Annotated in this window: 23 protein-coding genes; 9 read left to right on the top strand and 14 right to left on the bottom strand. The window is 60.7% G+C overall.

Annotated features, from left to right (window positions below; translation table 11 throughout):
- Positions 1-81: 81 nt before the first annotated feature.
- Positions 82-789: a thiamine diphosphokinase gene (locus tag ACR0KM_RS11240; RefSeq protein ID WP_480861516.1), complete on the top strand. Its 708-nt coding sequence runs from the start codon at positions 82-84 to the stop codon at positions 787-789.
- On the opposite strand, the gene ACR0KM_RS11235 is transcribed toward ACR0KM_RS11240, so the two are convergent.
- The 4 genes from ACR0KM_RS11235 to ACR0KM_RS11220 are packed head-to-tail and all read right to left on the bottom strand — an operon-like array spanning position 734 to position 4,197.
- Positions 734-1,648, bottom strand: coding sequence for a DMT family transporter (locus tag ACR0KM_RS11235; RefSeq protein ID WP_480861515.1), 915 nt, complete (start codon positions 1,646-1,648; stop codon positions 734-736). The two genes, ACR0KM_RS11240 and ACR0KM_RS11235, sit on opposite strands and share 56 nt — an antisense overlap.
- Positions 1,649-1,686: 38 nt before the next feature.
- The gene (locus ACR0KM_RS11230; protein WP_480861514.1) at positions 1,687-2,103 is read right to left on the bottom strand and encodes a GFA family protein; all 417 of its coding nucleotides are present in this window, start codon (positions 2,101-2,103) and stop codon (positions 1,687-1,689) included.
- A 20-nt stretch (positions 2,104-2,123) separates the two neighbouring features.
- On the bottom strand, positions 2,124-3,497 hold the full coding sequence (locus tag ACR0KM_RS11225; protein WP_480821509.1) for an L-serine ammonia-lyase: 1,374 nt from the start codon (positions 3,495-3,497) through the stop codon (positions 2,124-2,126).
- A 1-nt stretch (position 3,498) separates the two neighbouring features.
- Positions 3,499-4,197 carry a glutathione S-transferase family protein gene (locus ACR0KM_RS11220; protein WP_480861513.1) on the bottom strand — a complete coding sequence of 233 codons (699 nt, stop codon included), beginning with the start codon at positions 4,195-4,197 and terminating at the stop codon, positions 3,499-3,501.
- A gap of 168 nt (positions 4,198-4,365) precedes the next feature.
- On the opposite strand from ACR0KM_RS11220, the gene rpiA reads away from it, so the two are divergent.
- The 6 genes from rpiA (at position 4,366) to ACR0KM_RS11190 (ending at position 10,562) form a co-directional block, all read left to right on the top strand.
- Positions 4,366-5,151 carry a ribose-5-phosphate isomerase RpiA gene (gene rpiA, locus ACR0KM_RS11215; RefSeq protein WP_480821513.1) on the top strand — a complete coding sequence of 262 codons (786 nt, stop codon included), beginning with the start codon at positions 4,366-4,368 and terminating at the stop codon, positions 5,149-5,151.
- 132 nt (positions 5,152-5,283) lie between these two features.
- Positions 5,284-6,642, top strand: coding sequence for a glutathione-disulfide reductase (gene gor / locus ACR0KM_RS11210; protein WP_480861512.1), 1,359 nt, complete (start codon positions 5,284-5,286; stop codon positions 6,640-6,642).
- An 80-nt stretch (positions 6,643-6,722) separates the two neighbouring features.
- On the top strand, positions 6,723-7,865 hold the full coding sequence (gene hflK / locus ACR0KM_RS11205; RefSeq protein ID WP_480821517.1) for an FtsH protease activity modulator HflK: 1,143 nt from the start codon (positions 6,723-6,725) through the stop codon (positions 7,863-7,865).
- Positions 7,865-8,743, top strand: a complete 879-nt coding sequence (gene hflC / locus ACR0KM_RS11200; protein WP_480821519.1) for a protease modulator HflC — start codon at positions 7,865-7,867, stop codon at positions 8,741-8,743. Before hflK ends, hflC begins: the two co-directional genes overlap by 1 nt.
- Positions 8,743-8,937 carry a DUF2065 domain-containing protein gene (locus ACR0KM_RS11195; protein WP_480529449.1) on the top strand — a complete coding sequence of 65 codons (195 nt, stop codon included), beginning with the start codon at positions 8,743-8,745 and terminating at the stop codon, positions 8,935-8,937. The genes hflC and ACR0KM_RS11195 overlap by 1 nt, the downstream gene beginning before the upstream one ends.
- Positions 8,938-9,122: 185 nt before the next feature.
- The gene (locus ACR0KM_RS11190; RefSeq protein WP_480861537.1) at positions 9,123-10,562 is read left to right on the top strand and encodes a Do family serine endopeptidase; all 1,440 of its coding nucleotides are present in this window, start codon (positions 9,123-9,125) and stop codon (positions 10,560-10,562) included.
- Between the two features lie 762 nt (positions 10,563-11,324).
- Here the strand turns inward: ACR0KM_RS11190 and ACR0KM_RS11185 are convergent.
- The 5 genes from ACR0KM_RS11185 to ACR0KM_RS11165 form a co-directional block, all read right to left on the bottom strand.
- Complete coding sequence (locus tag ACR0KM_RS11185; protein ID WP_480821521.1) at positions 11,325-11,993, bottom strand: Crp/Fnr family transcriptional regulator; 669 nt, start codon at positions 11,991-11,993, stop codon at positions 11,325-11,327.
- A gap of 107 nt (positions 11,994-12,100) precedes the next feature.
- Positions 12,101-12,706 carry an inner membrane-spanning protein YciB gene (locus ACR0KM_RS11180; RefSeq protein WP_480821523.1) on the bottom strand — a complete coding sequence of 202 codons (606 nt, stop codon included), beginning with the start codon at positions 12,704-12,706 and terminating at the stop codon, positions 12,101-12,103.
- A gap of 16 nt (positions 12,707-12,722) precedes the next feature.
- Positions 12,723-13,625 carry an EamA family transporter gene (locus ACR0KM_RS11175; protein WP_480821525.1) on the bottom strand — a complete coding sequence of 301 codons (903 nt, stop codon included), beginning with the start codon at positions 13,623-13,625 and terminating at the stop codon, positions 12,723-12,725.
- Positions 13,626-13,707: 82 nt separating this feature from the next.
- Positions 13,708-14,844, bottom strand: coding sequence for a signal recognition particle-docking protein FtsY (gene ftsY, locus ACR0KM_RS11170; RefSeq protein WP_480859824.1), 1,137 nt, complete (start codon positions 14,842-14,844; stop codon positions 13,708-13,710).
- Between the two features lie 58 nt (positions 14,845-14,902).
- On the bottom strand, positions 14,903-15,541 hold the full coding sequence (locus tag ACR0KM_RS11165) for a lysoplasmalogenase (protein ID WP_480859822.1): 639 nt from the start codon (positions 15,539-15,541) through the stop codon (positions 14,903-14,905).
- Between the two features lie 125 nt (positions 15,542-15,666).
- On the opposite strand from ACR0KM_RS11165, the gene ACR0KM_RS11160 reads away from it, so the two are divergent.
- Entirely contained in the window at positions 15,667-16,062 is a 396-nt protein-coding gene (locus tag ACR0KM_RS11160) for a hypothetical protein (RefSeq protein ID WP_480859820.1), read from the top strand.
- Here ACR0KM_RS11160 and xseA read toward each other — a convergent pair.
- Entirely contained in the window at positions 16,059-17,546 is a 1,488-nt protein-coding gene (gene xseA / locus ACR0KM_RS11155; RefSeq protein ID WP_480859818.1) for an exodeoxyribonuclease VII large subunit, read from the bottom strand. The two genes, ACR0KM_RS11160 and xseA, sit on opposite strands and share 4 nt — an antisense overlap.
- A 75-nt stretch (positions 17,547-17,621) precedes the next feature.
- Here xseA and purD point away from each other — a divergent pair, with 75 nt between their 5' ends.
- A complete protein-coding gene (gene purD / locus ACR0KM_RS11150) occupies positions 17,622-18,884 on the top strand; it encodes a phosphoribosylamine--glycine ligase (protein WP_480859816.1) in 1,263 nt (420 codons plus the stop codon).
- A 92-nt stretch (positions 18,885-18,976) separates the two neighbouring features.
- Here purD and ACR0KM_RS11145 read toward each other — a convergent pair whose 3' ends face one another.
- The 4 genes from ACR0KM_RS11145 to ACR0KM_RS11130 form a co-directional block, all read right to left on the bottom strand.
- Positions 18,977-19,753 carry an FG-GAP repeat domain-containing protein gene (locus tag ACR0KM_RS11145; protein ID WP_480859814.1) on the bottom strand — a complete coding sequence of 259 codons (777 nt, stop codon included), beginning with the start codon at positions 19,751-19,753 and terminating at the stop codon, positions 18,977-18,979.
- Entirely contained in the window at positions 19,753-20,076 is a 324-nt protein-coding gene (locus tag ACR0KM_RS11140) for a 2Fe-2S iron-sulfur cluster-binding protein (protein WP_480859812.1), read from the bottom strand. Before ACR0KM_RS11140 ends, ACR0KM_RS11145 begins: the two co-directional genes overlap by 1 nt.
- A 150-nt stretch (positions 20,077-20,226) precedes the next feature.
- Positions 20,227-20,721: a ClbS/DfsB family four-helix bundle protein gene (locus tag ACR0KM_RS11135; protein WP_480859810.1), complete on the bottom strand. Its 495-nt coding sequence runs from the start codon at positions 20,719-20,721 to the stop codon at positions 20,227-20,229.
- A 94-nt stretch (positions 20,722-20,815) separates the two neighbouring features.
- The gene (locus ACR0KM_RS11130; RefSeq protein ID WP_480859808.1) at positions 20,816-21,505 is read right to left on the bottom strand and encodes a glutathione S-transferase N-terminal domain-containing protein; all 690 of its coding nucleotides are present in this window, start codon (positions 21,503-21,505) and stop codon (positions 20,816-20,818) included.
- Positions 21,506-21,538: the final 33 nt, after the last annotated feature.

The following is a 21,538-nucleotide window of genomic DNA, read 5'->3' as shown; positions in this document are numbered from 1 at the left end:
ACACGGATTTGGGCAATCGACTTCAAACTGTAGCCATGAGTCTATCATTTTGTGGTCTCATTATGTCCAAAACCGGGAAATATGGTCAATCTTGCGAAAAATGAGTCAATTGTTCGGTCCAGAGGGCCAATCGGGCTGTTTGGAGGCGGAGAAATCGGCCCGGATGACGTGAATCTGGTGCTGAAACGCGTCGATTCTGCTGTTGCGGCGGATGGCGGAGCGGTTGCTTTGATTGATTCGGGTCGTATTCCGGATGCCGTGATTGGGGATTTCGACTCGTTGTCCCCCGCTTATCAGGGCCAGATTCCCAAAGATCGGTTGTTTCCGATCCGAGAACAGGACAGCACAGATTTTGATAAGGCGCTGCGGCATGTTCAGGCCCCTCTGCTTCTGGCGGCCGGATTTCTGGGGGCGCGGGTGGATCATCAGTTGGCGGTGTTCAACAGCCTCATACGCAGGCCAGAGCGCGTTTGTATTTTGCTTGGCGCACATGAACTGGCGTTTGTTGCGCCGCCCCGGATCACGCTGAACCTGGTGCCGGGGGACACGGTGTCATTGTTTCCATTTCGGCGCACAAAAGGGCGGAGCAAGGGATTGGAGTGGCCGATCGACGCTTTGCTGTTCGAACCGGACGGTCAGATTGGAACTTCCAACCGCGCGCTCGGAGAGATCACGCTTGAGGTGGACGCGCCGGGGTTGCTGGTCATGGTGCCGCGTGCTGCGCTGGATCAGGTTATGCAGGCGTTTCTGTCGGGCCAGACCGGGCATTGGCCCGCTCGTGCAGGATGACATAAAGGCCCGCAGCGATGGTGATCAGGATACCGATGGCAGCAAGACCATTGGGGAGGTCGCGGAAGATGATCCATCCGATCAGCGTGGCCACGGGGATTTCCAGATATTGCATGGGCGCCAGCGTAGCCGAAGGGGCATAGCGCAGTGACCATGTCATCAGCAGATGCGCCACCGTGCCCAGAACGCCGATCGCAAGGAGCAGCCAGAGAGTCTGGCCATCAGGGGCAATGAACGAAAGCTGATCGACTTGGGCATATGTCCCCAGCAGCAGGAGGGGCAGCAGGAATGCCGTCGCCATCGCTCCGGACACAGCTTGAAGCGCGATTGGATCAACCTCTTTGGCGATTTGCCGGGTCACCAACATAAATAGCGCAAATACCACTGCCACGATCAGCGGCAGCAGGGCAGGCGCGCCGACCTGAGCGAAACTGGGCTGGATGACCAGCAACGTCCCGATGAAGCCGACGATACACGCGATCAGCCGTCTGGGCCCCACATGCTCGCCCAGCACGAAGCGACCCAGCAGGAGCATGATGAACGGCATCACAAAGGCGATGGCGACCGCATCGGCCAGCGGCAAGTACAGCAGCGCGCTGAACATGGCCGAGATACCCGCGATATGCAGCAGTGTGCGGATCATCGTCAGACGCAGCACGCGCCCGCGCATCCGCCAAGGGCGACCTGTTGCGACGATCAGCGGGGTCAGGATTACAACCTGTACTGCAAAGCGAACCCAAACCAGCAGGGCGATGGGAGTCGTTTCACCCAGCACCTTGGCCATGGCGTCCCCCAGAGGGGCAAGCACACAAAAGCCAAGCATCAGTACGATGCCGAATACGGGGCGATCCTGAGTCATGGCGGCGACGCTAGCGGTTTCGCGTCCCGCTGGAAAGGTCAGGCTTCGGGCAGGGGGTGCACCTTGGTGTAATCCGGGCCGATGCAGGCTGGCAGGCCGTCATCCAGGCGCAGCCAGCTCAGTTTTTCCTCATGCGCCACATTCAGGGTGGGCTGCAGCGCCTCGGGGTTTTCGAGCGTGGCGACGTACAGGTGTAGTACATCTGACATCTTCTCGGACCGAAACGAGATCGGTGTCCCGCATTGAGGGCAGAAACTGCGCTCGACCCCCGGAGAGGAGTTGAAGCGTTTGGGTTCTGCACCGGTCCAGCGCCACTGGCCGTCGCGCACGCCGAAATAGGTGGTCATCGGGGCCGCACACTGGCGGCGGCAGCTGTCGCAATGACAGGAGACACAAGACAGCACCGGGGGATCGATCTCAAAGCTGATCCTGCCGCACAGGCAATGTCCGCGCATGTCTGTCCTCCGCGATGCTGTCAGCAGTTTGGCACATTCACGGCCAGCCCGCCCAATGAGGTTTCCTTGTACCGTTCATGCATATCATGGCCGGTCTGTCGCATGGTTTCGATCACTGAATCCAGCGGCACAAAGTGATGACCATCCCCCCGCAGCGCCAGCGAAGCGGCCGAAACCGCCTTGATCGCGCCCAGTCCGTTGCGTTCGATGCAAGGGACCTGAACCAGCCCCGCCACGGGATCGCAGGTCATGCCGAGATGGTGCTCCAATGCGATTTCAGCGGCGTTTTCCACCTGTTCAGGGGTGCCGCCCATCACCGCGCACAAACCCGCTGCCGCCATCGCAGATGCGCTGCCAACCTCGGCCTGACAGCCCGCTTCGGCGCCCGAGATCGAGGCATTATACTTGACCAGCCCGCCGATGGCCGCAGCGGTCAGCAGGAAGTCTTCGATATGGTTTTCAGAGGCCCCCGGCACATGGTCGAGGTAATAGCGCAGCACCGCAGGCAGCACACCCGCCGCACCGTTGGTTGGCGCGGTGACGACCTGACCACCGGCGGCGTTTTCCTCGTTCACTGCCATGGCATAGACGCTCATCCAGTCGTTGATCGTGTGCGGTGCGGTCAGGTTCTTGCCGCGCTCGGCCAGCAGCGCGTCGTGGATACCCTTGGCGCGGCGGCGCACATACAGCCCACCCGGCAGGATACCATCCGTGTTCAACCCACGCTCGATGCAATCATTCATCACCTGCCAGAGGCGGGCCGAGCCTTTGGCAAAGCTTTCCGGACACCCGCGCGCGATTTCATTTGCGCGCTTCATCTGGGCGATGGTTTTGCCGCTGCTTTTGGCCATGCGCAGCATTTCATCTGCAGATTTGAACGGAAACGGGATGGGCGCACCTTCTTCGGTCGCCTTGCCTTCAGCCAGTTCCTCTTCGGTCAGGACAAAGCCACCGCCGACGGAATAAAAGACCTGCTGCAGGATCACATCCCCCTGCGCGTCCGTAGCCATCAGGATCATGCCATTGGCATGGCCCGGCAGTGATTGTTCGAAGTCAAAGATCAGATCGGCCTTTGGATCAAAGCTGAGCGTCGGTAGTCCTTCAGGTGTCACCGTTTGGGTCGCATGAATCTGGGCCAGCGTCGCCTCGGCTTTGTCGTTGTCATAGGTGTCGGGCACAAATCCGGCGAGGCCCAGAATGGTGGCGCGGTCGGTCGCATGGCCAACGCCGGTGAACGCCAGCGAGCCGTGCAGCGATCCGCGCAGGCCTGAGAATTCGAACGGTGACGCGCGCATCATGTCCAGAAATCGCGCGGCGGCCACCATCGGCCCCATGGTATGTGAAGAGGACGGGCCAATGCCCACTTTGAACATATCGAAGACAGAGAGAAACATATCAGATAGCTGAGCCTTCCGGAGGATTGGCGTAGGTAGGAGAAGTGAACGGCGTAGCCCCGAGCCCTTCGGCGATCAAGGCAGCGCGTGTTGCCGGGCGCTGTTCCAATTGCCCCAGAATGTACCGCAGGTTCGGAGTTGTGTTCAACTGATACCAGCTGCGGTCGGACTGCACCGGATAAAGTGCCATCCATCGCATCATGCAGGCGATGTAGTAACTCAGGACCGAAGGCTTGCTGCTGAACCAGTCGGGGCCGGTTTGGGCCAGATCATCCAGCAGCTTCAGATGCTGGCGCAGTCTGGGGCGGATGCCCGCCCGCAATGTCTCGGCCTCGGCGGCGTCGATGTATTTTTCAGCATAGAAGAGGATGCGCAAATCGGCGTGCAGCGTGTTCGAAGCGAAGAAGAGCCATTTCAGAAACGCGGCGCGCTGGGGGCTGTCGGGGGCAGGAGCCATCTGGCCGTGCGTGTCGCTCAGCCAAAGCAGGATCGCGGCGGTCTCGAAGATCGGGCCCTGCGGCGTTTCAAGCACCGGGATCAGCCCGTTGGGGTTGAGACTGCGATAGGCAGCACCGTCCTGCTCGTTCCGGGCGCGGTCCACCAGAACGGTGTCATAAGGCAGGCGCATCTCTTCCAGTGCCAGCCGGATCACCAGCGAGGCGTTGTCAGGGGCATAGTGCCGGCGGTATCGCGTTTCCATACTCCCTATCTATGTGCGGCGACCGCACGAGGTAGCCCTGATTGCGACCATTCCCATCAGAAAGGCGTATTTCAGCGGCATCTTAGCGCCGGTGCGGTGCGATTTGCCTCTCGCAGTTGGCAGGGGCATTCCGTATAAGGCCCCCCAGACTACTCGGGGGATGTTGTCATGAGCAGAGATTTGTCGCCGATCGACAAAGCCAAATATGTTGCGGCCTATCGGGCCGCGGATCTGGTCGAAGACGGAATGCGTGTGGGGCTTGGCACGGGGTCGACCGCCGCGTGGCTGGTGCGGCGTTTGGGGGAACGTGTGCGCGAAGAAGGGCTGAAGATCAAAGGCGTCCCAACGTCGACAGCGACCGCACAACTGGCGCGCGAGGTCGGGATCGAGGTTGTCTCGCTGGATCAGGCCGGGTGGTTGGACCTGACCATCGACGGCGCGGACGAGTTTGATGACGAATTCAATCTGATCAAAGGCGGTGGGGCGGCGCTGTTGCAAGAGAAAATCGTGGCCACGGCCAGTGATCAAATGGTGGTGATCGCGGATGCGGGTAAAGAGGTTGAAACGCTGGGGGCGTTTCCCTTGCCGGTCGAGGTGATTCCCTTTGGTTGGCAGACCACGCGCACTCTGATCGAGGAAGCGTTGGATACGATGGACGTTCTGGGCACCTCGGTCACGTTGCGCATGAATGGCGAGGCCCCGAAGGTGACAGATGAGGGGAACCATATTCTGGACCTGCATCTCAAACGCATTGGCAACGTGCGTCAGCTGGCGCTGGTGCTGAACCAGATTCCGGGTGTGGTGGAAAACGGGCTGTTTATTGATATCTGTGACAAGGTTGTGGTCGGGTATGGTGATGGCCGCGTCGAGCTGCGCGATATCAACGCCGGCACGGTGCAGACCGACCTTCTGGGAGAGAGCGGAGACAACCTGTTTTCTGATATCGCGGACTAGGGCCCGGCGGTGTGGTTTGTGAGTTATTGAAAGAAAACCAATGTTTCGGCTGCCCTAGGGGTTGGCAGTTGGAATTTCACGCCCAGATAACCTGTGCATTTTGGCCAAGCGGAATACAGAAGGAACGCACCCATGAGCTTTGACTATGATCTTTTCGTCATCGGAGGCGGCTCGGGCGGGGTGCGCGCGGCGCGTGTGGCGGCGGGCGAAAACGGCGCCAAGGTCGCTCTGGCGGAAGAGGATCGTTACGGCGGGACCTGCGTCATCCGCGGCTGCGTGCCCAAAAAGCTGATGGTATTCGCAAGCGAATTCTCGGGCATGGTGGGCGATGGACAGGAATATGGCTGGGATATCAGGCCCGGTGAGTTCAACTGGAACACGTTTCACGGAAAACTGGTTACGGAACTGGACCGGCTGGAGGGCATCTACCGCAACATCCTGAAAAACAACGGGGTCGAGAGCTTTGATCAGCGCGCTCATGTGGTTGATCCGCATACGGTTGAGCTGGCTGATGGGACGCGCAAGACGGCCAAGCATATTCTGATCGCCACCGGCGGTCGCCCTGTTGTGCCAGATTTTCCCGGGTCCGAGTTGGCGATCACCTCGAACGAGATTTTCCATCTTGAGAAGCTGCCCGAAAGCCTCCTGATCGTCGGCGGCGGATACATCGCGTGCGAATTTGCCGGGATTATGAACGGGCTGGGGGTCAAGACGACTCAGTTCTATCGCGGTGCGCAGATTCTGCGGGGCTTTGATGATGAGGCGCGCGGGCTGATCAGCGAAGAGATGTGCCAGAACGGTATCGATCTGCACCTGGGCACCAACGTGCTTGAGATGCAAAAGCGGGACGACAAGATCTGGGTCAAGGCCACCAACGGGTCCGAACAGTTGTTCGATGTCGTCATGTACGCCACAGGGCGGACGCCAAATGCCGACAATCTGGGACTTGAGGCAGTGGGCGTCGAGCGCGGTCGCAAGGGTGAGATCGTCGTGGATGAATACAGCCAGACGGGCGTGCCCTCGATCTATGCTATCGGAGATGTGACGGACCGGGTGAACCTGACTCCGGTGGCCATTCGCGAAGGCATGGCCTTTGTCGAAACCGTCTTCAAGGGCAACCCGACCCCCGTCGATCACGAGTTGATCCCGACCGCAATCTTCACACAGCCCGAAATGGGCACCATTGGCCTGAGCGAGGAAGAAGCTGCCGAACAGGAACCGATCGAGGTCTATGCGACATCGTTCAAGCCGATGCAAAAGGCGTTTGCCGGGGGCACGCAGCGTGTTCTGATGAAGCTGATCGTGTCTCAGGCGACGCGCAAGGTGCTGGGCTGCCATATCGTGGCACCCGGCGCGGGTGAGATGATCCAGCTGGCGGGTATCGCGGTAAAGATGGGCGCAACCAAGGAAGATTTCGACCGCACGGTCGCCGTTCACCCGGTCATGGCCGAGGAATTGGTGACAATGCGGCAACCTGTGCGCACGGCTTGATTTGCAACCGCGCGCACACAAGTTACAAGGGAACCCGTGATCACACGGTCCAATCGGTCTAAACAAGGGAAAAGACACATATGGCGGGCAACAGCGGTGGCCCCTGGGGGGGCGGAGGCTCATCCGGTGGCGGAGGAAATCGGGGCAACAACGGCGACGGACGCAAGCCGCCCCAAGACGATGGTCCGCAGATCCCCGAGATCGACGAGCTGATGAAAAAAGGCCAGGAACAGCTGCGCGTCCTGATGGGCGGCCGCGGCGGTGGTGGCCGTGGCACCAACGGTTCAGGCGGCGGCGGTGGTCCGGCGTTCACCAAGGGGACCGTTGCGATTGGTTTAGCTGCAGCAGCTGTCCTTTGGGGGCTGGCCAGCTTCTACACCGTCAAGCCCGAAGAACAGTCGGTTGAACTGTTTCTGGGTGAATTCTCGGCCGTGGGTAATCCCGGTCTGAACTTTGCCCCGTGGCCGTTCGTGACGGCCGAAGTCGTCGCGGTCACCAGCGAACGCAACGAGGACATGGGCGGTTCACGCAGCAGCGATGATGGTCTGATGCTGACGGGCGACGAAAATGTGGTCGATATCGACTATCAGGTTGTCTGGAACATCAATGACCCGGCCAAGTATCTGTTCAACCTGCGCGATCCCAGCCAGACGATCCGCGCCGTGTCGGAATCAGCGATGCGCGAGATCATTGCGCAAAGCGAACTTGCTCCGATCCTGAACCGCGATCGTGGGATCATCGCAGAACGTCTTCAGGAATTGATCCAGGCGACGATGGACAGCTACGACTCGGGTGTAAACATTGTGCGTGTGAACTTTGACAAGGCGGATCCGCCGCAGGATGTAATCGCCGCTTTCCGCGACGTTCAGGCAGCCGCGCAAGAGCGTGACCGTCTGCAGAACGTCGCCGACGCCTATGCCAACCGTGTGTTGGCCGAAGCGCGCGGTGAAGCTGCGCAGGTTCTGGAAGAGGCCGAAGCCTATCGCGCTCAGCAAATCAACAGCGCCCAGGGTGAGGCGAGCCGTTTCAGCGCGGTTTTGGAAGAATACTCCAAAGCGCCGGATGTGACCCGCAAACGTCTGTATCTGGAACGGATGGAGCAGGTTCTGGGTGACGTGGACAAGATCATTCTGGATGAAAACTCGACCGGATCGGGGCAGGGCGTCGTGCCTTATCTGCCGCTCAACGAACTGCGTCGCAACCAATCTGCGGAGGGCAACTGATGCGTAAAGCAACATTTATTCTGCCGGTCATCGTGATTGCGATCGTCGGTGTTTTGTCCTCAATCTTCATCGTGGATGAACGCGAGCGGGCACTGGTTCTGCAATTTGGCCGCGTCGTGGCCGTTAAAGAAGATCCCGGTCTGGCGTTCAAAATACCGTTGATTCAGGAAGTTGTCCGCTATGACGACCGCATCCTGTCTATCGACGTGCAACCGCTGGAAGTCACGCCCCTGGATGATCGCCGTCTGGTGGTCGATGCCTTTGCGCGCTATCGGATTTCCGATCTGGAGCAGTTCCGTCAGGCCGTTGGTGTCGGTGGTATCCCGGTGGCCGAGGATCGTCTGGACCGCATCCTACGCGCCGAAACGCGTGAGGTTCTGGGTTCGGTGTCATCGCGTGACATTCTGAGTTCCGACCGTGCCGCGCTGATGCTGCGCATTCGGAACAGCGCGATTGCCGAAGCACGGGCGCTGGGCGTCAACGTGATCGACGTGCGTCTGAAGGCGACCGACCTGCCACAGGCCAACCTCGAAGCCACCTTTGACCGGATGAAGGCGGAACGTGAACGTGAAGCGACCGACGAGCGCGCCCGTGGTAACGAAGCTGCGCAGCGTGTGCGCGCGCAGGCCGACCGGACCGTGGTGGAACTGGTATCCGACGCCAACCGTGAGGCTGAGATCATTCGCGGTGAGGCCGATGCCGAGCGCAACGCAATCTTCGCCGAAGCCTTTGGCAAGGACCCCGAGTTCTTCGAGTTCTACCGCTCTTTGTCCGCGTATGAACGTGCGCTGGGTGGCGGCAACAGCTCGATGGTTCTCAGCCCGGATTCTGAGTTCTTCAACTACCTGAAATCGCCCACAGGGCAGGCGTCCCAATAATGGGTATGATCCTTCTGGCCTTCGGGCTGGTGCTGATTGTCGAGGGGCTGGCCTATGCGCTGGCCCCTTCGCTTATTGAACGCATGCTCGAGGCGCTGCGCGCGCTGCCCGAACAGGCGCGCCGGCTGATGGGGTTGCTCTGTGTCGTCAGCGGTTTCATCCTGCTGTGGGGCGCATATCAGGTCGGCTTTTGATACAAGGTTCTCACTTGCCGGTGAATTCCCCGCGATCCCGAGTTGCGGGCAAGACCAAACTGACTACATTGTTTCTCAAGAGAGGGGGCCGAAGCCGGACCCCGTGACAAAACGATCGACAAGGAGAACCCCAAGTGCAGGCGAAAGCGCGCAGTGTATCCGTCCGGCGGGACGAAGTTGGTGTCATGGTGCGGCTGATGTGGCTGGCCTTTATGGGGATGGTGCTGGTTCTGGCGCAAAGCCTGTCGGCGCAGGCGCGCGATAGCCTTGCACCTTTGGCGCAAAAGATCAGCCCTGCGGTGGTGAATATCACCACATCGACCCTGATCGAAGGTCAGACCGGCCCGCAAGGGATCGTGCCTGAGGGCTCGCCCTTCGAAGATTTCTTCCGCGAGTTTCAGGACCGCAACGGCGGGGACGGAGAAAACCGCCCGCGCCGCAGCAATGCGCTAGGGTCCGGGTTCGTGATCTCCGAAGACGGCTTTATCGTGACCAACAATCACGTCATCGCCGAAGCGGACGAGATACTTATCGAGTTCTTCCCAGGTGACGGGCAGCCGGTCAAGGAACTGGTGGCCAAGGTGATTGGCACGGATGACAAGACGGACATCGCGCTGCTCAAGGTCGAAGCCGAGGGGCCGCTGCAATATGTTCAGTTCGGCAACAGCGATACGATGCGCGTCGGCGATTGGGTGATCGCAATGGGCAACCCGCTGGGGCAGGGATTTTCGGTTTCAGCAGGCATCGTCTCGGCCCGCAATCGGGCGCTGAGCGGTTCTTATGATGACTACATCCAGACGGACGCTGCGATCAACCGGGGCAACTCGGGTGGGCCTCTGTTCAATATGGATGGCGAAGTGATTGGCGTGAATACCGCGATCCTGTCGCCCAACGGCGGCTCGATCGGCATCGGGTTCTCGATGGCGTCGAATGTGGTGATCAAGGTCGTGGACCAATTGCGTGAATTCGGTGAGACCCGCCGCGGCTGGCTGGGTGTGCGCATTCAGGATGTGACCGAGGACATGGCCGAGGCGATGGGCCTTGATAAACCCGGTGGCGCGCTGATCAGCGACGTGCCAGAGGGCCCTGCAAAAGAGGCGGGCCTGCTGGCTGGCGACGTGATCATCAGCTTCGACGGGGTCGAGGTCGAAGATACGCGCGGTCTGGTTCGTCAGGTGGGCGAAACCACGGTGGGTAAATCCGTCCGCGTAGTGGTCCACCGCGATGGTGGTACACAGACGGTGCTTGTCACGCTGGGCCGTCGGGAAGACGCCGAACGCGCCGAGGAAGGTGGAGAACCAGAGGCTGAGGCACCTGTTGAAGAAGACAAGGACATCCTGGGACTGACCATCGCCCCGCTGGGTGACAGCCAGCGAGAGGAGCTGGGTCTGGGCGCCGAGGCAGAAGGGCTGCTGGTAACGAATGTGGATGAAGGGTCGGAAGCGTTCGAGAAGGGGCTGCGCCCGGGCGATCTGATTACTGAGGCCGGGCAGCAAAAAGTGACCTCGATTGCCGATCTTGAATCGCGGATGGATGAGGCGCGCGAAGCTGGCCGCAAGTCGCTCCTGTTGTTGGTGCGCCGGGGTGGAGAGCCCAGATTCGTGGCGCTGAGCCTGGGGGAGTAGGCGGTTACCGGGGCAGATAAAGCGTAGGTACTTTGGATCTTAGATGAGTTCGACCTACGCGCCCTAAACGACCAATCGCTGTTCGCCCATGGGGCGGGTTCTATGGAAGTCCCACACAAAGAACCGCAGGGGGAGGGCAATGCCCTCCCCGTGACGATTAGGGGCGTGCGGCCTGGCAAAATCGCCTTGGCCTACGAAGCCAGATCGGCAGGGCCGCCAGCCCTGCCTCAACAGCAGTTTCTAAAATCAAGTTCGCAGGTCCGGAGCAGAATGAGCTTATTCTGCGGTTGCACTCATGTGGGCTTTCGGATGGCAGGCAAAAACCGCTGTGCGTGTAACTACTCAGTCCCCGGCAGAGTAGATATCGCCGGGCAGTGCAGCTTCAATCGTGTTCCCGCTGATAACACCTGTAACGGTGTCCAAATCTCCCCACAAAGTTTCATGTGTAAGTCCATCTTAACCACAATAAACTATCTGAGTTTTTGTGATTAGCGGTACCTAAGCCTCGCACAGCACATACTTCATCTGCCAGAAGATTAAGAATGGTGCCGGTCCGGCACAGCACAATTGGCCGTGCAAACGTTCGTTCATACTTTGTTAAGAAGAAAGCCATATGCCGGGGAAGGCATATGGCTCTGGTACAGGGAGAGGTCGGTGGACAGATATCGGGGATGATAAAACCGACCTCCTACGGTAACAGGATTGACCTTACGGCAATCTGGGCGGTCGGTATGTGAAGCGGATCACATCTGTGCCAAAAAACTAGATTAAATCGGATTCGGCCAATTGGCGCAGCGCGTCGAGATCGTGAATTTGCAAACCACCACGAGAGGCCTCGACCACGTTGTCACGCTTCCACGTCGAGATGGTTTTTGAAACCGCTTCGCGCGTCGCGCCGACGAATTCGGCCAGTTCGCTTTGCGACAGGGTGATACGCGCGGTGGGTTTGTCCTGTTGACCGGCCAGGTGCAGCAATTTGCGCGCCAGACGGATCGGCATGGGCAAAAAGACCTGTTCGTTCAGTTGATCACCCATCCAGCGCATGCGCACACCGGCAAGGCGGATCAGGTCAACGGCCAAATCTGGGTTCTTGCGAATCTGATCCATCACGTCCTTGTGCCGGACCCGCAAGACCTTTGCAGGATCAGCGGCCGTGACAGTAGCCGTTCGCGGGCCGCTGTCGAACAGCGCGATCTCACCAAACACTTCGCCCGGACGCATCAGTCTGAGCGACAGCTTGCGCCCGCTCATCGCGAGGAATGAAACTTCAAGCGTGCCAGACAGGATCGCGTAAAGCGCTTCCCCCGGGTCCCCTTGCTCGAACAGAACCTCGCCGCTGTCCAGGGTCACCTCGGACGCCAGAGAGGCCAACATCTTGCGCAGTTCTTCAGACGCTTCGGACAGGAAGCCACTGTTGGGGAATGCCATCATACGGGCGGAAATCTCCGGTGGTGAGCGGTGTGAGCTGCCCCAACTTTCCACAGCTTGGTTCCCAAGCCAAGCTGTTTTATCAGCCTCGCCAGAGATCGCAACGCAATCTATTGCTGATCCGGATCATCCATATAGCGCTGCAGGACGCTGAATTGCAGCATCAGAAACCCCATAAGCGCTATGGGAAAGCCAAACGTTTCGATCTTTACCCAGAGGTCTGTCGACAATGTGCGCCAGACCAGTTCGTTTGCCACGGCCAGCACTGCGAAACAGGCGCACAGGCGGCGGGTCAGGATCATCCAGCCTTCGTGGCGCATCGGCAGCATCTCGTCCAGGACATAGGCCAGATAGGACTTTCGCTGCAGCAGTCCTATCCCGAGGATGAGGGAAAAGACGCCATAGACCAGCGTGGTTTTCATTTTGAAGAAGCGCTCGTCATTGAACCAGGCCGTGAGGCCGCCGAAGAAGATGACCATGAAGGCAGTGAAAATCTGCATCCGGCTGAGCTTGCCGGTGAGGTACCACAGGATCCCCATGGCGGCCAGCATCAGGGGCACAAACAGGATCGTGGCGACGATAAAACCGGAGTACTCAATACCGCCGATCACGAAATTGTCATCGCGCAGGCGTAGGTAGATGAAGAAGAAGGCCAGCGGGGGCCCGAGTTCCAGCACCTGTTTGAGGAAGGGATTGATGTCTTTGTGTTCTGCCATGATTCCGACCTGCTGCTTACCCGCCCATTTCAACTATTACCGCGCCGAGCGCAATCAATGTCATGAGTGCAATGCGTCTGGGGCCGACGGTTTCTTTCAACACCAGCCAGCCAATGAGCGCCGCGAAGACGGTGGAGGTTTCGCGCAGGATGGCGGCCTCGCCCACTTTGTCGAGGCGCGTGGCGAGCATGATGGAGCCGAACGACAGTGGCGCGATGATACCGCCCGCCAGCCCGCGCAGCATCAGCGGCCCAAGCGCGGGGCGGTGGATCATGGCGCGGTATCTCAGCGCTGCGTAGAGGGGCATCGCGGCCCCGTCGATCATGAAGAACCACGCCAGAAAGGTGAACGGGTCGGCGGTCGCGCGGATGCCGTAAGCGTCATAGGTGGTGTAGAGCGCCACGAACAGGCCGGTGGCCAGCGCCAGCCCAAGGGCGATGCCCAGCGTTTCACGATCGGTTTCGAGATAGCGCAGGTTGTAGGCCGCAAGACCGAAGATTCCTGCCATCAGGGTCGCGACACCGAGCCATTGGATGATCGAGAAGGTCTCGCCGAAGAGCAGGTAGGCGCCGATGACGGTAAACAGAGGGCCGGTGCCCCGTACGACCGGGTAGACGACGGTGTAAGAGCCTTTGGTATAGGCGGCGGCCTGCAGGACTTTATAACCGATATGGATCAGCCAGACGACCGCGAAGATGGGCCACATATGCGGTTCGGGCCATGGGACCACAAACAAGGCGAAGGGTGCCGCCATGAGGCAATAGCAGGCGTCGATCGCTCCGCGTGACATCCAGGGGTCGTGACGGCCTTTTTGCAGTGCACCGAAGACGGCGTGCAGGAAGGCAGCCATCAGAGCCAACGCGAGGGCGAGGTGGTGGCCGGATTCAGTGCCTTCCAGGGAGATCAGCCAGTCGCTCAAATCGGGGCTTTCGCTTGGGTGGAGAGGCCGGGGGCTCTGCCCCCGGACCCCCGGGATATTTGTGGCCAGATGAAGAGACGGATCAGGTTTGCAGGCCGGTGAGTGCGGCAGCGAATTCTTCGGGGTCGAAGGGGGCGAGGTCGTCGATTTGTTCGCCGACGCCGATGGCGTGGATGGGCAGGCCGAATTTATCGGCCAGCGCGACGAGGACCCCGCCTTTGGCGGTGCCGTCGAGTTTGGTCATGACGAGGCCTGAGACATCAGCCAGTTTGCGGAAGGTTTCGACCTGGCTGAGGGCGTTCTGGCCGGTGGTGGCGTCCAGCACAAGCAGCGTGTTGTGGGGGGCGGTGTCGTCGACCTTACGGATGACGCGGACGATTTTGGCCAGTTCCTCCATCAGGTCGGCGCGGTTTTGCAGGCGGCCTGCGGTGTCGATCATCAAGAGGTCTGCGCCGTCGTTCTGCGCCTTGGTCAGGGCATCAAAGGCAAGTGAGGCGGGGTCGGAGCCTTCGGGGGCGGTCAGCACCGGGACGCCCGCGCGGTCGCCCCAGACTTGCAGCTGTTCGACGGCGGCGGCGCGGAAGGTGTCTCCGGCGGCGATGACGACCTTTTTGCCTGCGGCTTTGAACTGGCTGGCAAGCTTGCCGATGGTGGTGGTTTTGCCGGAGCCATTGACGCCCACGACCAGCACCACCTGCGGGCGTTTGGGGTAGAGGGGCATGGGTTTAGCGACCGGCTCCATCACGCGGGCAACTTCCTGAGCGAGCAGTTGCTTGATCTCCTGAGTGGAAAGTTTGCGGCCCAGACGACCCTCGGCCATGTTGGCGGTGACGCGCAGGGTAGTGTCGACGCCCATGTCCGAGGCGATCAGAAGCTCTTCGAGCTGTTCCAGCATGTCGTCGTCCAGGGTGCGGCGCACAACGGTGCGGTCTTCGCCGCGCTTGAACAGGCGGCCCAGCAGGCCTTTGGATTCAGAGGTTTCAGGCGCAGGTGCCGTGGGTGCCGGATCAGCAACGGCGGGCGCTTGGGGTTCTGTCGGTTGCGGCGCTGGTGCAGCTGCTGGAGCTTCGGAGACGGGTTGCGGTTCGGGTTCGGGCTGGGGGATGACCAGATCGGGTGCAGTTTCCTCGCCGCCATCCTCGACAATCGCGTCCAGCCCCTGTTCGAGGCGCGAGGAGGATTTGAACAGCTTGTCCTTGAGCTTTGAGAAAAACGCCATTTTTGGTCTCCGCAGGTGGTCCCTTCACCTAATGCGGATTTACGGCAGTTGCAAAGGGTCAGGTGAAGGCGATCAGGAACCCGGCCTGTGCGCCCCAGTAAAGCGGCCAGATCATGTAGGGGGTCAGCCGCAGGGCGGGATGGTCGGGGCGCAGCAGGAATTTCTCGGTCGCGAGGATCAGATCAGAGGCAATGAAGGCCATTGCTGCGGGCAGCGCCCAGCGGAGCGCTCCGGTATCGGGAAGGGCCAAAACGGTGACGCCCATGCCGAGAATGATCGGGACGTAGCCAAGAACGGGGGCCTTGAGGTCTCCGGCGCGCGGGGCCAGCAGGGTGGCCATGACGATGCCGAGGATCAGCAGGGACCAGAAGATCGCGGGTTGGGTCAGGATCAGGCCGGGGTCGCTGGCGGGGTGGGTCAGGAACAGGGCGACATAGGCCAGGTGTCCGGCGGCGAAGGCGGCGATACCGGCCATGAAGGTTACGTCGGTCTCGCGCGATAGCAGGGCATCTCCGATTGCGCAGAGGGTGAGGGCGAGGATCAGCAGCCATGGGGCGTTCATCAGGGCTGCGGTCAGGGCCAGCAGTGCGACTGACGCTGTTTTCAGCCCGGTACGCACCGGGCTGGCCGGGCGGGCCGTGAGCGTCAAGTAGGCCAATGCGCAGGCTGCAGCGGCCCAGAATAAGAATGTCGGCATGGTCTTTCCCCGAAGATTTGCGCTCATGTCGTCATGATTGCGAATTCGTATCAAGATGTGACGTTGGGAGAGCGCCCGCGAAACGGTGAATGGCGCGGGCGGGCGGCATCTGACAGAATGCGGATATGGTCAGGGTATGGATGATTCTGCTGGCGCTTTCGGCGCAGTCAGCCGCGGCGCAATCGCCGTTGTCGGGGACGGAGTTTGATGCCTACACCCGCGGAAAGACCTTGTTCTACGGGTTTGACGGTGAGGTCTATGGGGTCGAGCGGTATCTGCCCAACCGCCGCGTGATCTGGTCGTTTCTGGATGGCGATTGCAAGGAAGGCGTTTGGTACGAACGCGCGGGGCAGATTTGTTTCATTTATGAGGATCGGCCCGACCCGCAATGCTGGGTGTTCACCGAATCCGGAGGCGGGCTGATCGCGCAGTTCGAAGGGGATCCGACCGCGACCGAACTGTATGAGGCCGAGGATATCGGAGAAGAGATGATCTGTTACGGGCCTGAGACCGGGGTTTAAAACAGTGATCCCTGATCCGGTGGCGGCAACTTGGCTGCGCGTTTGGGCTTGGCCGTTACGCCCTGACCTGTGCTGAGCGTCCCGTCGGCGAATTCGATGTCAAAGGTGCTGTGTTTCTCGGCCTCGGCCTTGCGGGTCAGAACCTGACCGCCCGCGCGGATGACGGCATAGCCACGATCGAGCGTCGCCTTATAGCTGAGGGTTTCGCGCAGACGGTCGGTGGCCTCGAGCTGTTGGTGCAGGCGATCCAGACGGGTGGTCTGGGCGGTGTTCAGACGCTCGGTCAGGCGGTTTAGCGTGTCGCGGCGGGTTTGCAGCTCGCGCTGGATGGGGCGCAGCGACAGGCGCGAGGACAGGTTGCGCCAGCGGTCGCGGCGGGTTTCGACCAGGCCGCGCAGGGTCGAGGGGCGCAGATGGGCCGAGCTGTCCAGCAGTTTGACGCGACGGGTCTGGACGCCCCGGATCAGGGCGTTGGGCAGGCGTTCGGCCACCTGATCGAGCCGTTGGCGCGGGCTGTCCAGCAGCGTATCGGGGCGCGGCAGGGCGCGGGACAGGTCTCGCAGGCGCTGGCTGCGGCGTTGCACCGCGTCGGTGGCGGCGCGGGACAGGCGCGCGCCTTGTTCGTTGGTCCAGGCCAGCAGTTCCATACGGACGGGTACGGCCAGTTCGGCGGCGGCGGTGGGCGTGGGTGCGCGGCGGTCCGAGACATAGTCGATCAGGGTCGTGTCGGTCTCATGCCCCACGGCTGAAATCAGCGGGATGTCCGAGGCGGCTGCCGCGCGGGCGACGGTTTCTTCGTTGAAGCCCCAAAGGTCCTCGATCGAGCCGCCGCCGCGGGCGACGATGATCAGGTCGGGACGCGGCAGAGCTCCGCCCGGAGTGAGTTGGTTGAAACCTTCGATGGCGCGGGTGACTTCCGGGGCGCAGTTTGCGCCTTGCACGGCGACAGGCCAGATCAGCACCTTGCGCGGGAAACGGTCGCGCAGGCGGTGCAGGATGTCCCGGATCACAGCGCCTGAGGGTGAAGTGACGACGCCAACGATTTGCGGCAGATAGGGCAGGGGTTTCTTGCGCTCGGGCGCGAAGAGGCCTTCGGATTCGAGCTGCTTCTTGCGTTTTTCCAGCAATGCCATCAGCGCGCCTTGTCCGGCGACGGCGACCTCATCGACGTTGAGGTTGTATTTGGACTGCGCGCCAAAGGCGGTCAGTCGACCCGTGACGACGACCTCCAGCCCCTCTTCAGGGACCACGGACAGGCCCGAGATCTGACCTTTCCACGTGGTACAGGCCAGCACGTTCCGGTCGTCTTTGATGTCATAATACAGGTGGCCCGAGCGCGCCTTGAACACGCGTCCGACCTCGCCGCGCACGCGGATTCGACCGAAGGTACCTTCCAGCGTGCGCTTTACCTCGCCCGAGATGTCCGAGACGGTGTATTCTGGGGTATTTTGACCGGGAATGGGGTCGTCGAGCAGGTCGGACATTTCAGCGCCTTGTGTCAGATGTCCGCGCAGCTTAGAACGCCGCGCAGGCAAGGCCAAGCAGATCGGAGAGCTTTCATGAACATCCTTATTCTCGGCAGCGGTGGGCGTGAACACAGCCTGGCCTGGGCGGTGATACAGAACCCCAAATGCGACCGTTTGATCGTGGCTCCGGGCAATGCCGGGATCGCGCAGATCGCGGAATGTGCCGCGTTGGATATTGAGAATGGCGGTGCGGTGGTCAGCTTTGCCGAGGAAAACGCGATTGATTTCGTGATTGTCGGCCCCGAAGCGCCTTTGGCGGCGGGGGTTGCGGATCGTTTGCGCGAGGCCGGGGTGCTGGTCTTTGGGCCATCAGCGGATGCGGCGCAGCTAGAGGCGTCGAAGAGTTTCACCAAGGAGATTTGCGATGCGGCGGCTGCGCCCACGGCGGCGTATGCGCGGTTTACCGAGGCTGAGCCTGCGAAGGCGTATATTCGGGCGCAGGGCGCTCCGATTGTGGTGAAGGCCGATGGGCTGGCTGCGGGTAAAGGTGTGATCGTTGCAATGGACGAGCAGACGGCGCTGGAGGCGATTGACGATATGTTCGGGGGGGCCTTCGGCGGGGCCGGGGCCGAGGTGGTGATCGAGGAATTCATGGAGGGCGAAGAGGCATCTCTGTTCGTGCTCTGCGATGGCGAAGAGGTGCTGTCGATCGGCACCGCGCAGGACCACAAGCGTGTGGGCGAGGGCGATACTGGGCTGAACACCGGCGGCATGGGGGCCTATTCTCCGGCCCCGGTGCTGAACGCTGAGGTCGAGGCGCGTGCGATGGACGAAATCGTGCGCCCGACCATGGCCGAGATGAAGCGGCGCGGGATGCCGTTTCAGGGGGTGCTGTATGCGGGTCTGATGATCAAGGACGGGCAGCCCCGGCTGGTGGAATACAACGTGCGGTTTGGCGATCCCGAATGTCAGGTGCTGATGATGCGGCTGGGTGCGCAGGCGATGGACCTGATGCACGCCGCTGCCGAAGGGCGGCTGGGTGAGACGCGTGTGAACTGGGCGGACGATCATGCGATCACGGTGGTGATGGCGGCGAAGGGGTATCCGGGGGCGTATGAGAAGGGCTCGGCTATTGGCGGTCTGGCGGCTCTGCCCGAGGACAGCAGCAATATGGTGTTTCATGCAGGGACCAAAGCGGCGGATGGGCAGATTGTGGCGTCAGGCGGTCGGGTTTTGAATGTCACCGCGCGGGGGGGCAGTTTGCAGGAAGCGCGGGATCGGGCCTATGCAATGGTCGATGGGGTTGATTGGCCCGAGGGGTTCTATCGCCGGGATATCGGCTGGCGGGCGCTGTGATCTGATTGTCGGGCTGCGCCCGGCTTTATCTGTGGGGCGAGGGGCGCTGCCCCTCGCGCTCCCCGGGATATTTATGGCCAGATGAAGGTGGATCAGCAGTTTGGGGCTGAGGTCAGGTCTTTGCGGTTGCGCAGCGGGCCGAGGTCGGTGGTTTGCCAGCCATTTTTGTAGGAAACGCTGATGATGCGGGACCAATCCGCGCTTGCGAGGATCAGTTCGGGACCTGTCGCGCAATAGCGTAGTCCGCCGGCGATAAAAGCATCTCCGATACGGTGATTGGTCAGGCCGGGAAGGGTTGCGATTTCGGTCAGGGTGCCGTCTGAGTAGCGCCAGATGCGCAGGGTTTTGGCCAGGTGTGGGCGATCCACATAGGCGATTTCGATTTGGCCGTCATTGTCCAGGTCCCAAATCCCTGCCGGGGCGAGCCAGCGGTAGCGCGTGCCAATATGTGGCGTGGCAGCTATCTTGTCGCCGCGTGCGTTGTAGATGGCGAGTTGCGCTCCGGTGTTGTTCTGCGATTCGACGACGATGACCTCGTTCGTTCCATCAAGATCAACGTCTGATAATCGGGGGGCGAGGTCCTCGAACACCCGGTCCTGTGGCAGTCGGATCGTCAGCACCGTTTGTTCGGCCGACCGTTGCTCGGGGTCGGCGTTCTCAACGGTGATTTCCAGTGCGCCATATTCGATATCGTCGCCCAGCACGCCATGGGCATAGCGTGTGGTAGGTTCGGTATACCGGGCAGAAGTGATGGTTTCGGCGCCAGAGGCAGAGGCTTGTCCGGCCAGCCACATGCACAAGGTCAGAAGCGCGCCGCGGGCCCTGCTTTGCCACAGGTGGGCGCAGGGACGCGGCGCTTTGGTTTGCATCAGATCTGTTTTTCCGGCATTTGAACCACAAGGCCATCCAAGGCGTCGGTGACCTTGATCTGGCAGGTCAAGCGCGAGCGGGCGGGGTCGGGTTCGTAGGCAAAATCCAGCATGTCCTCTTCCATGTCGTCCTTGGCCGGAACTTTCTCGACCCAGTCTGGGTGGATATAGACATGGCAGGTCGAGCAGGCGCAGGCGCCGCCGCAATCGGCCTCGATGCCGGGAATGTTATTGTCGCGGGCCCCTTCCATGACGGTCAGTCCGTTGGCGACCTCGACTACATGTTCGGTACCGCCATGCTCGACATAGGTGATCTTTGCCATTGCGTGCGTCTTCCTTCTGCGATGTTCCAAACCTTCCTTAGTGAACGGAGTTAGGTGTTTCCAGAGGCAAATGCCAGTCCCCGCTAAACCTTGAGTGCATCGACACAAGTTTTCGATGTTCGTTCCAGCGTATTTCGCGCCCTTGGGATGTCAGCGGTGCGACCGGATGACAGATCGAATGTACTTCGAGGCTGATCGAAAATGGCTTGCCCCTGCAGCTTCGGCCCAGCGCCCCGGAGTCCACGCATTCTTTGCGCCTTTCATCGGACCTGCATAAAGCTCGGCGTCTGAATGTTCCTGAAGAAACACCATGAGCATGGCTGCACGTTGTTCCAAAAGCGCGACGGCATCGGGCCAGCCCAGGCCGGATTGGCGATCACGCAGATCTGCGTTGTAACGTTTGAGATCATTCCACTTGTAGCCTTTGGCGGGGAAGTAGACGGTCTTTCCGGCTTGCCCGTCCCGGTACCAACCCAGAAACAGATCGATCCAATGGGCGCGGTGAGCAATGACATCCTTGATCGAGGTATCCTCGTCGCGTTTTTCCATTGCAAAGGGTGAGCTAAGATCGCTGATCAATCGAGAAAGCTTGTCATATTCCTTACCCGTGATCTCGATAAGCTCTGTTTTGGTCTTCGCCACCATGCGGTTTCACTCCTGTCTCGTCTGACAGTGAGCATTCCTGTGCGGCGCGCGCTTTGCGGCAGGTCAAAAAGGTGCATGAGGGACGCGGCGCTGATCACCGCTTGAACAAAACACCTTGGGACTGCTTGTCCCGATGATCGCCGCGCAATTCCGCATGCAACGCGCGGCCGGCCTGAACGCCGGGGCGGGCGCTCATCATGTCCAGCCAGCGGGTGAAGTGCGGTTTGTCGTCCAGCACCTGCTGCTGCCCCTCCCACAGGCTGGCCCAGCCCCAGATCGACATATCGGCGATGGAATAGAAATTGCCTGCGACGTATTCGTTTTCGGCCAGACGCCGATCCAGAACACCGTATAAACGCCCGACCTCGGCGCGATAGCGATCTTTGGGGTAGGGCAGGTCTTGGGGCGGGTCCAGTTGCGGGGCGTATTTCAGGAAGTGATGCGCCTGACCGGCCATCGGACCGACGCCGCCCATCTGCCACATCAGCCATTCCTCGACGGCGATGCGGTCGCGTTCGGTCTCGCCGTAGAAACGCCCGGTCTTGCGCGCCAGATACATCAGGATTGCACCACTTTCGAAGACCGAAACCGGTGCGCCGTCCGGCCCATCCGGGTCGACGATGGCAGGCATCCGGTTGTTGGGAGAGATTTTCAGGAACGCGGGGTCGAATTGGTCACCCTTTCCGATGTTTATCAGGTGCGTGGTGTAGGGCAGTTCCATCTCTTCCAGGGCGATGGATACCTTCCAGCCATTCGGCGTGGGCCAGAAATACAGATCAATCATGGGGCCTCCTGCGTTTGGTGTGATCATGAGAGT

The sequence above is a fragment of the Ruegeria sp. G10 genome (assembly GCF_056533645.1).
Note: the sequence above shows the minus strand (reverse complement) of the source record. Positions and strands in the feature narration are given on the sequence as shown.

Excerpts from the sequence above, each read along its gene's own strand:
- ACR0KM_RS11240 (WP_480861516.1), top strand. The coding sequence starts at position 82 with ATGGTCAATCTTGCGAAAAATGAGTCAATTGTTCGGTCCAGAGGGCCA.
- ACR0KM_RS11235 (WP_480861515.1), bottom strand. The coding sequence starts at position 1,648 with ATGACTCAGGATCGCCCCGTATTCGGCATCGTACTGATGCTTGGCTTT.
- ACR0KM_RS11230 (WP_480861514.1), bottom strand. The coding sequence starts at position 2,103 with ATGCGCGGACATTGCCTGTGCGGCAGGATCAGCTTTGAGATCGATCCC.
- ACR0KM_RS11225 (WP_480821509.1), bottom strand. The coding sequence starts at position 3,497 with ATGTTTCTCTCTGTCTTCGATATGTTCAAAGTGGGCATTGGCCCGTCC.
- ACR0KM_RS11220 (WP_480861513.1), bottom strand. The coding sequence starts at position 4,197 with ATGGAAACGCGATACCGCCGGCACTATGCCCCTGACAACGCCTCGCTG.
- rpiA (WP_480821513.1), top strand. The coding sequence starts at position 4,366 with ATGAGCAGAGATTTGTCGCCGATCGACAAAGCCAAATATGTTGCGGCC.
- gor (WP_480861512.1), top strand. The coding sequence starts at position 5,284 with ATGAGCTTTGACTATGATCTTTTCGTCATCGGAGGCGGCTCGGGCGGG.
- hflK (WP_480821517.1), top strand. The coding sequence starts at position 6,723 with ATGGCGGGCAACAGCGGTGGCCCCTGGGGGGGCGGAGGCTCATCCGGT.
- hflC (WP_480821519.1), top strand. The coding sequence starts at position 7,865 with ATGCGTAAAGCAACATTTATTCTGCCGGTCATCGTGATTGCGATCGTC.
- ACR0KM_RS11195 (WP_480529449.1), top strand. The coding sequence starts at position 8,743 with ATGGGTATGATCCTTCTGGCCTTCGGGCTGGTGCTGATTGTCGAGGGG.
- ACR0KM_RS11190 (WP_480861537.1), top strand. The coding sequence starts at position 9,123 with ATGGTGCGGCTGATGTGGCTGGCCTTTATGGGGATGGTGCTGGTTCTG.
- ACR0KM_RS11185 (WP_480821521.1), bottom strand. The coding sequence starts at position 11,993 with ATGATGGCATTCCCCAACAGTGGCTTCCTGTCCGAAGCGTCTGAAGAA.
- ACR0KM_RS11180 (WP_480821523.1), bottom strand. The coding sequence starts at position 12,706 with ATGGCAGAACACAAAGACATCAATCCCTTCCTCAAACAGGTGCTGGAA.
- ftsY (WP_480859824.1), bottom strand. The coding sequence starts at position 14,844 with ATGGCGTTTTTCTCAAAGCTCAAGGACAAGCTGTTCAAATCCTCCTCG.
- ACR0KM_RS11165 (WP_480859822.1), bottom strand. The coding sequence starts at position 15,541 with ATGCCGACATTCTTATTCTGGGCCGCTGCAGCCTGCGCATTGGCCTAC.
- ACR0KM_RS11160 (WP_480859820.1), top strand. The coding sequence starts at position 15,667 with ATGGTCAGGGTATGGATGATTCTGCTGGCGCTTTCGGCGCAGTCAGCC.
- xseA (WP_480859818.1), bottom strand. The coding sequence starts at position 17,546 with ATGTCCGACCTGCTCGACGACCCCATTCCCGGTCAAAATACCCCAGAA.
- purD (WP_480859816.1), top strand. The coding sequence starts at position 17,622 with ATGAACATCCTTATTCTCGGCAGCGGTGGGCGTGAACACAGCCTGGCC.
- ACR0KM_RS11145 (WP_480859814.1), bottom strand. The coding sequence starts at position 19,753 with ATGCAAACCAAAGCGCCGCGTCCCTGCGCCCACCTGTGGCAAAGCAGG.
- ACR0KM_RS11140 (WP_480859812.1), bottom strand. The coding sequence starts at position 20,076 with ATGGCAAAGATCACCTATGTCGAGCATGGCGGTACCGAACATGTAGTC.
- ACR0KM_RS11135 (WP_480859810.1), bottom strand. The coding sequence starts at position 20,721 with ATGGTGGCGAAGACCAAAACAGAGCTTATCGAGATCACGGGTAAGGAA.
- ACR0KM_RS11130 (WP_480859808.1), bottom strand. The coding sequence starts at position 21,505 with ATGATTGATCTGTATTTCTGGCCCACGCCGAATGGCTGGAAGGTATCC.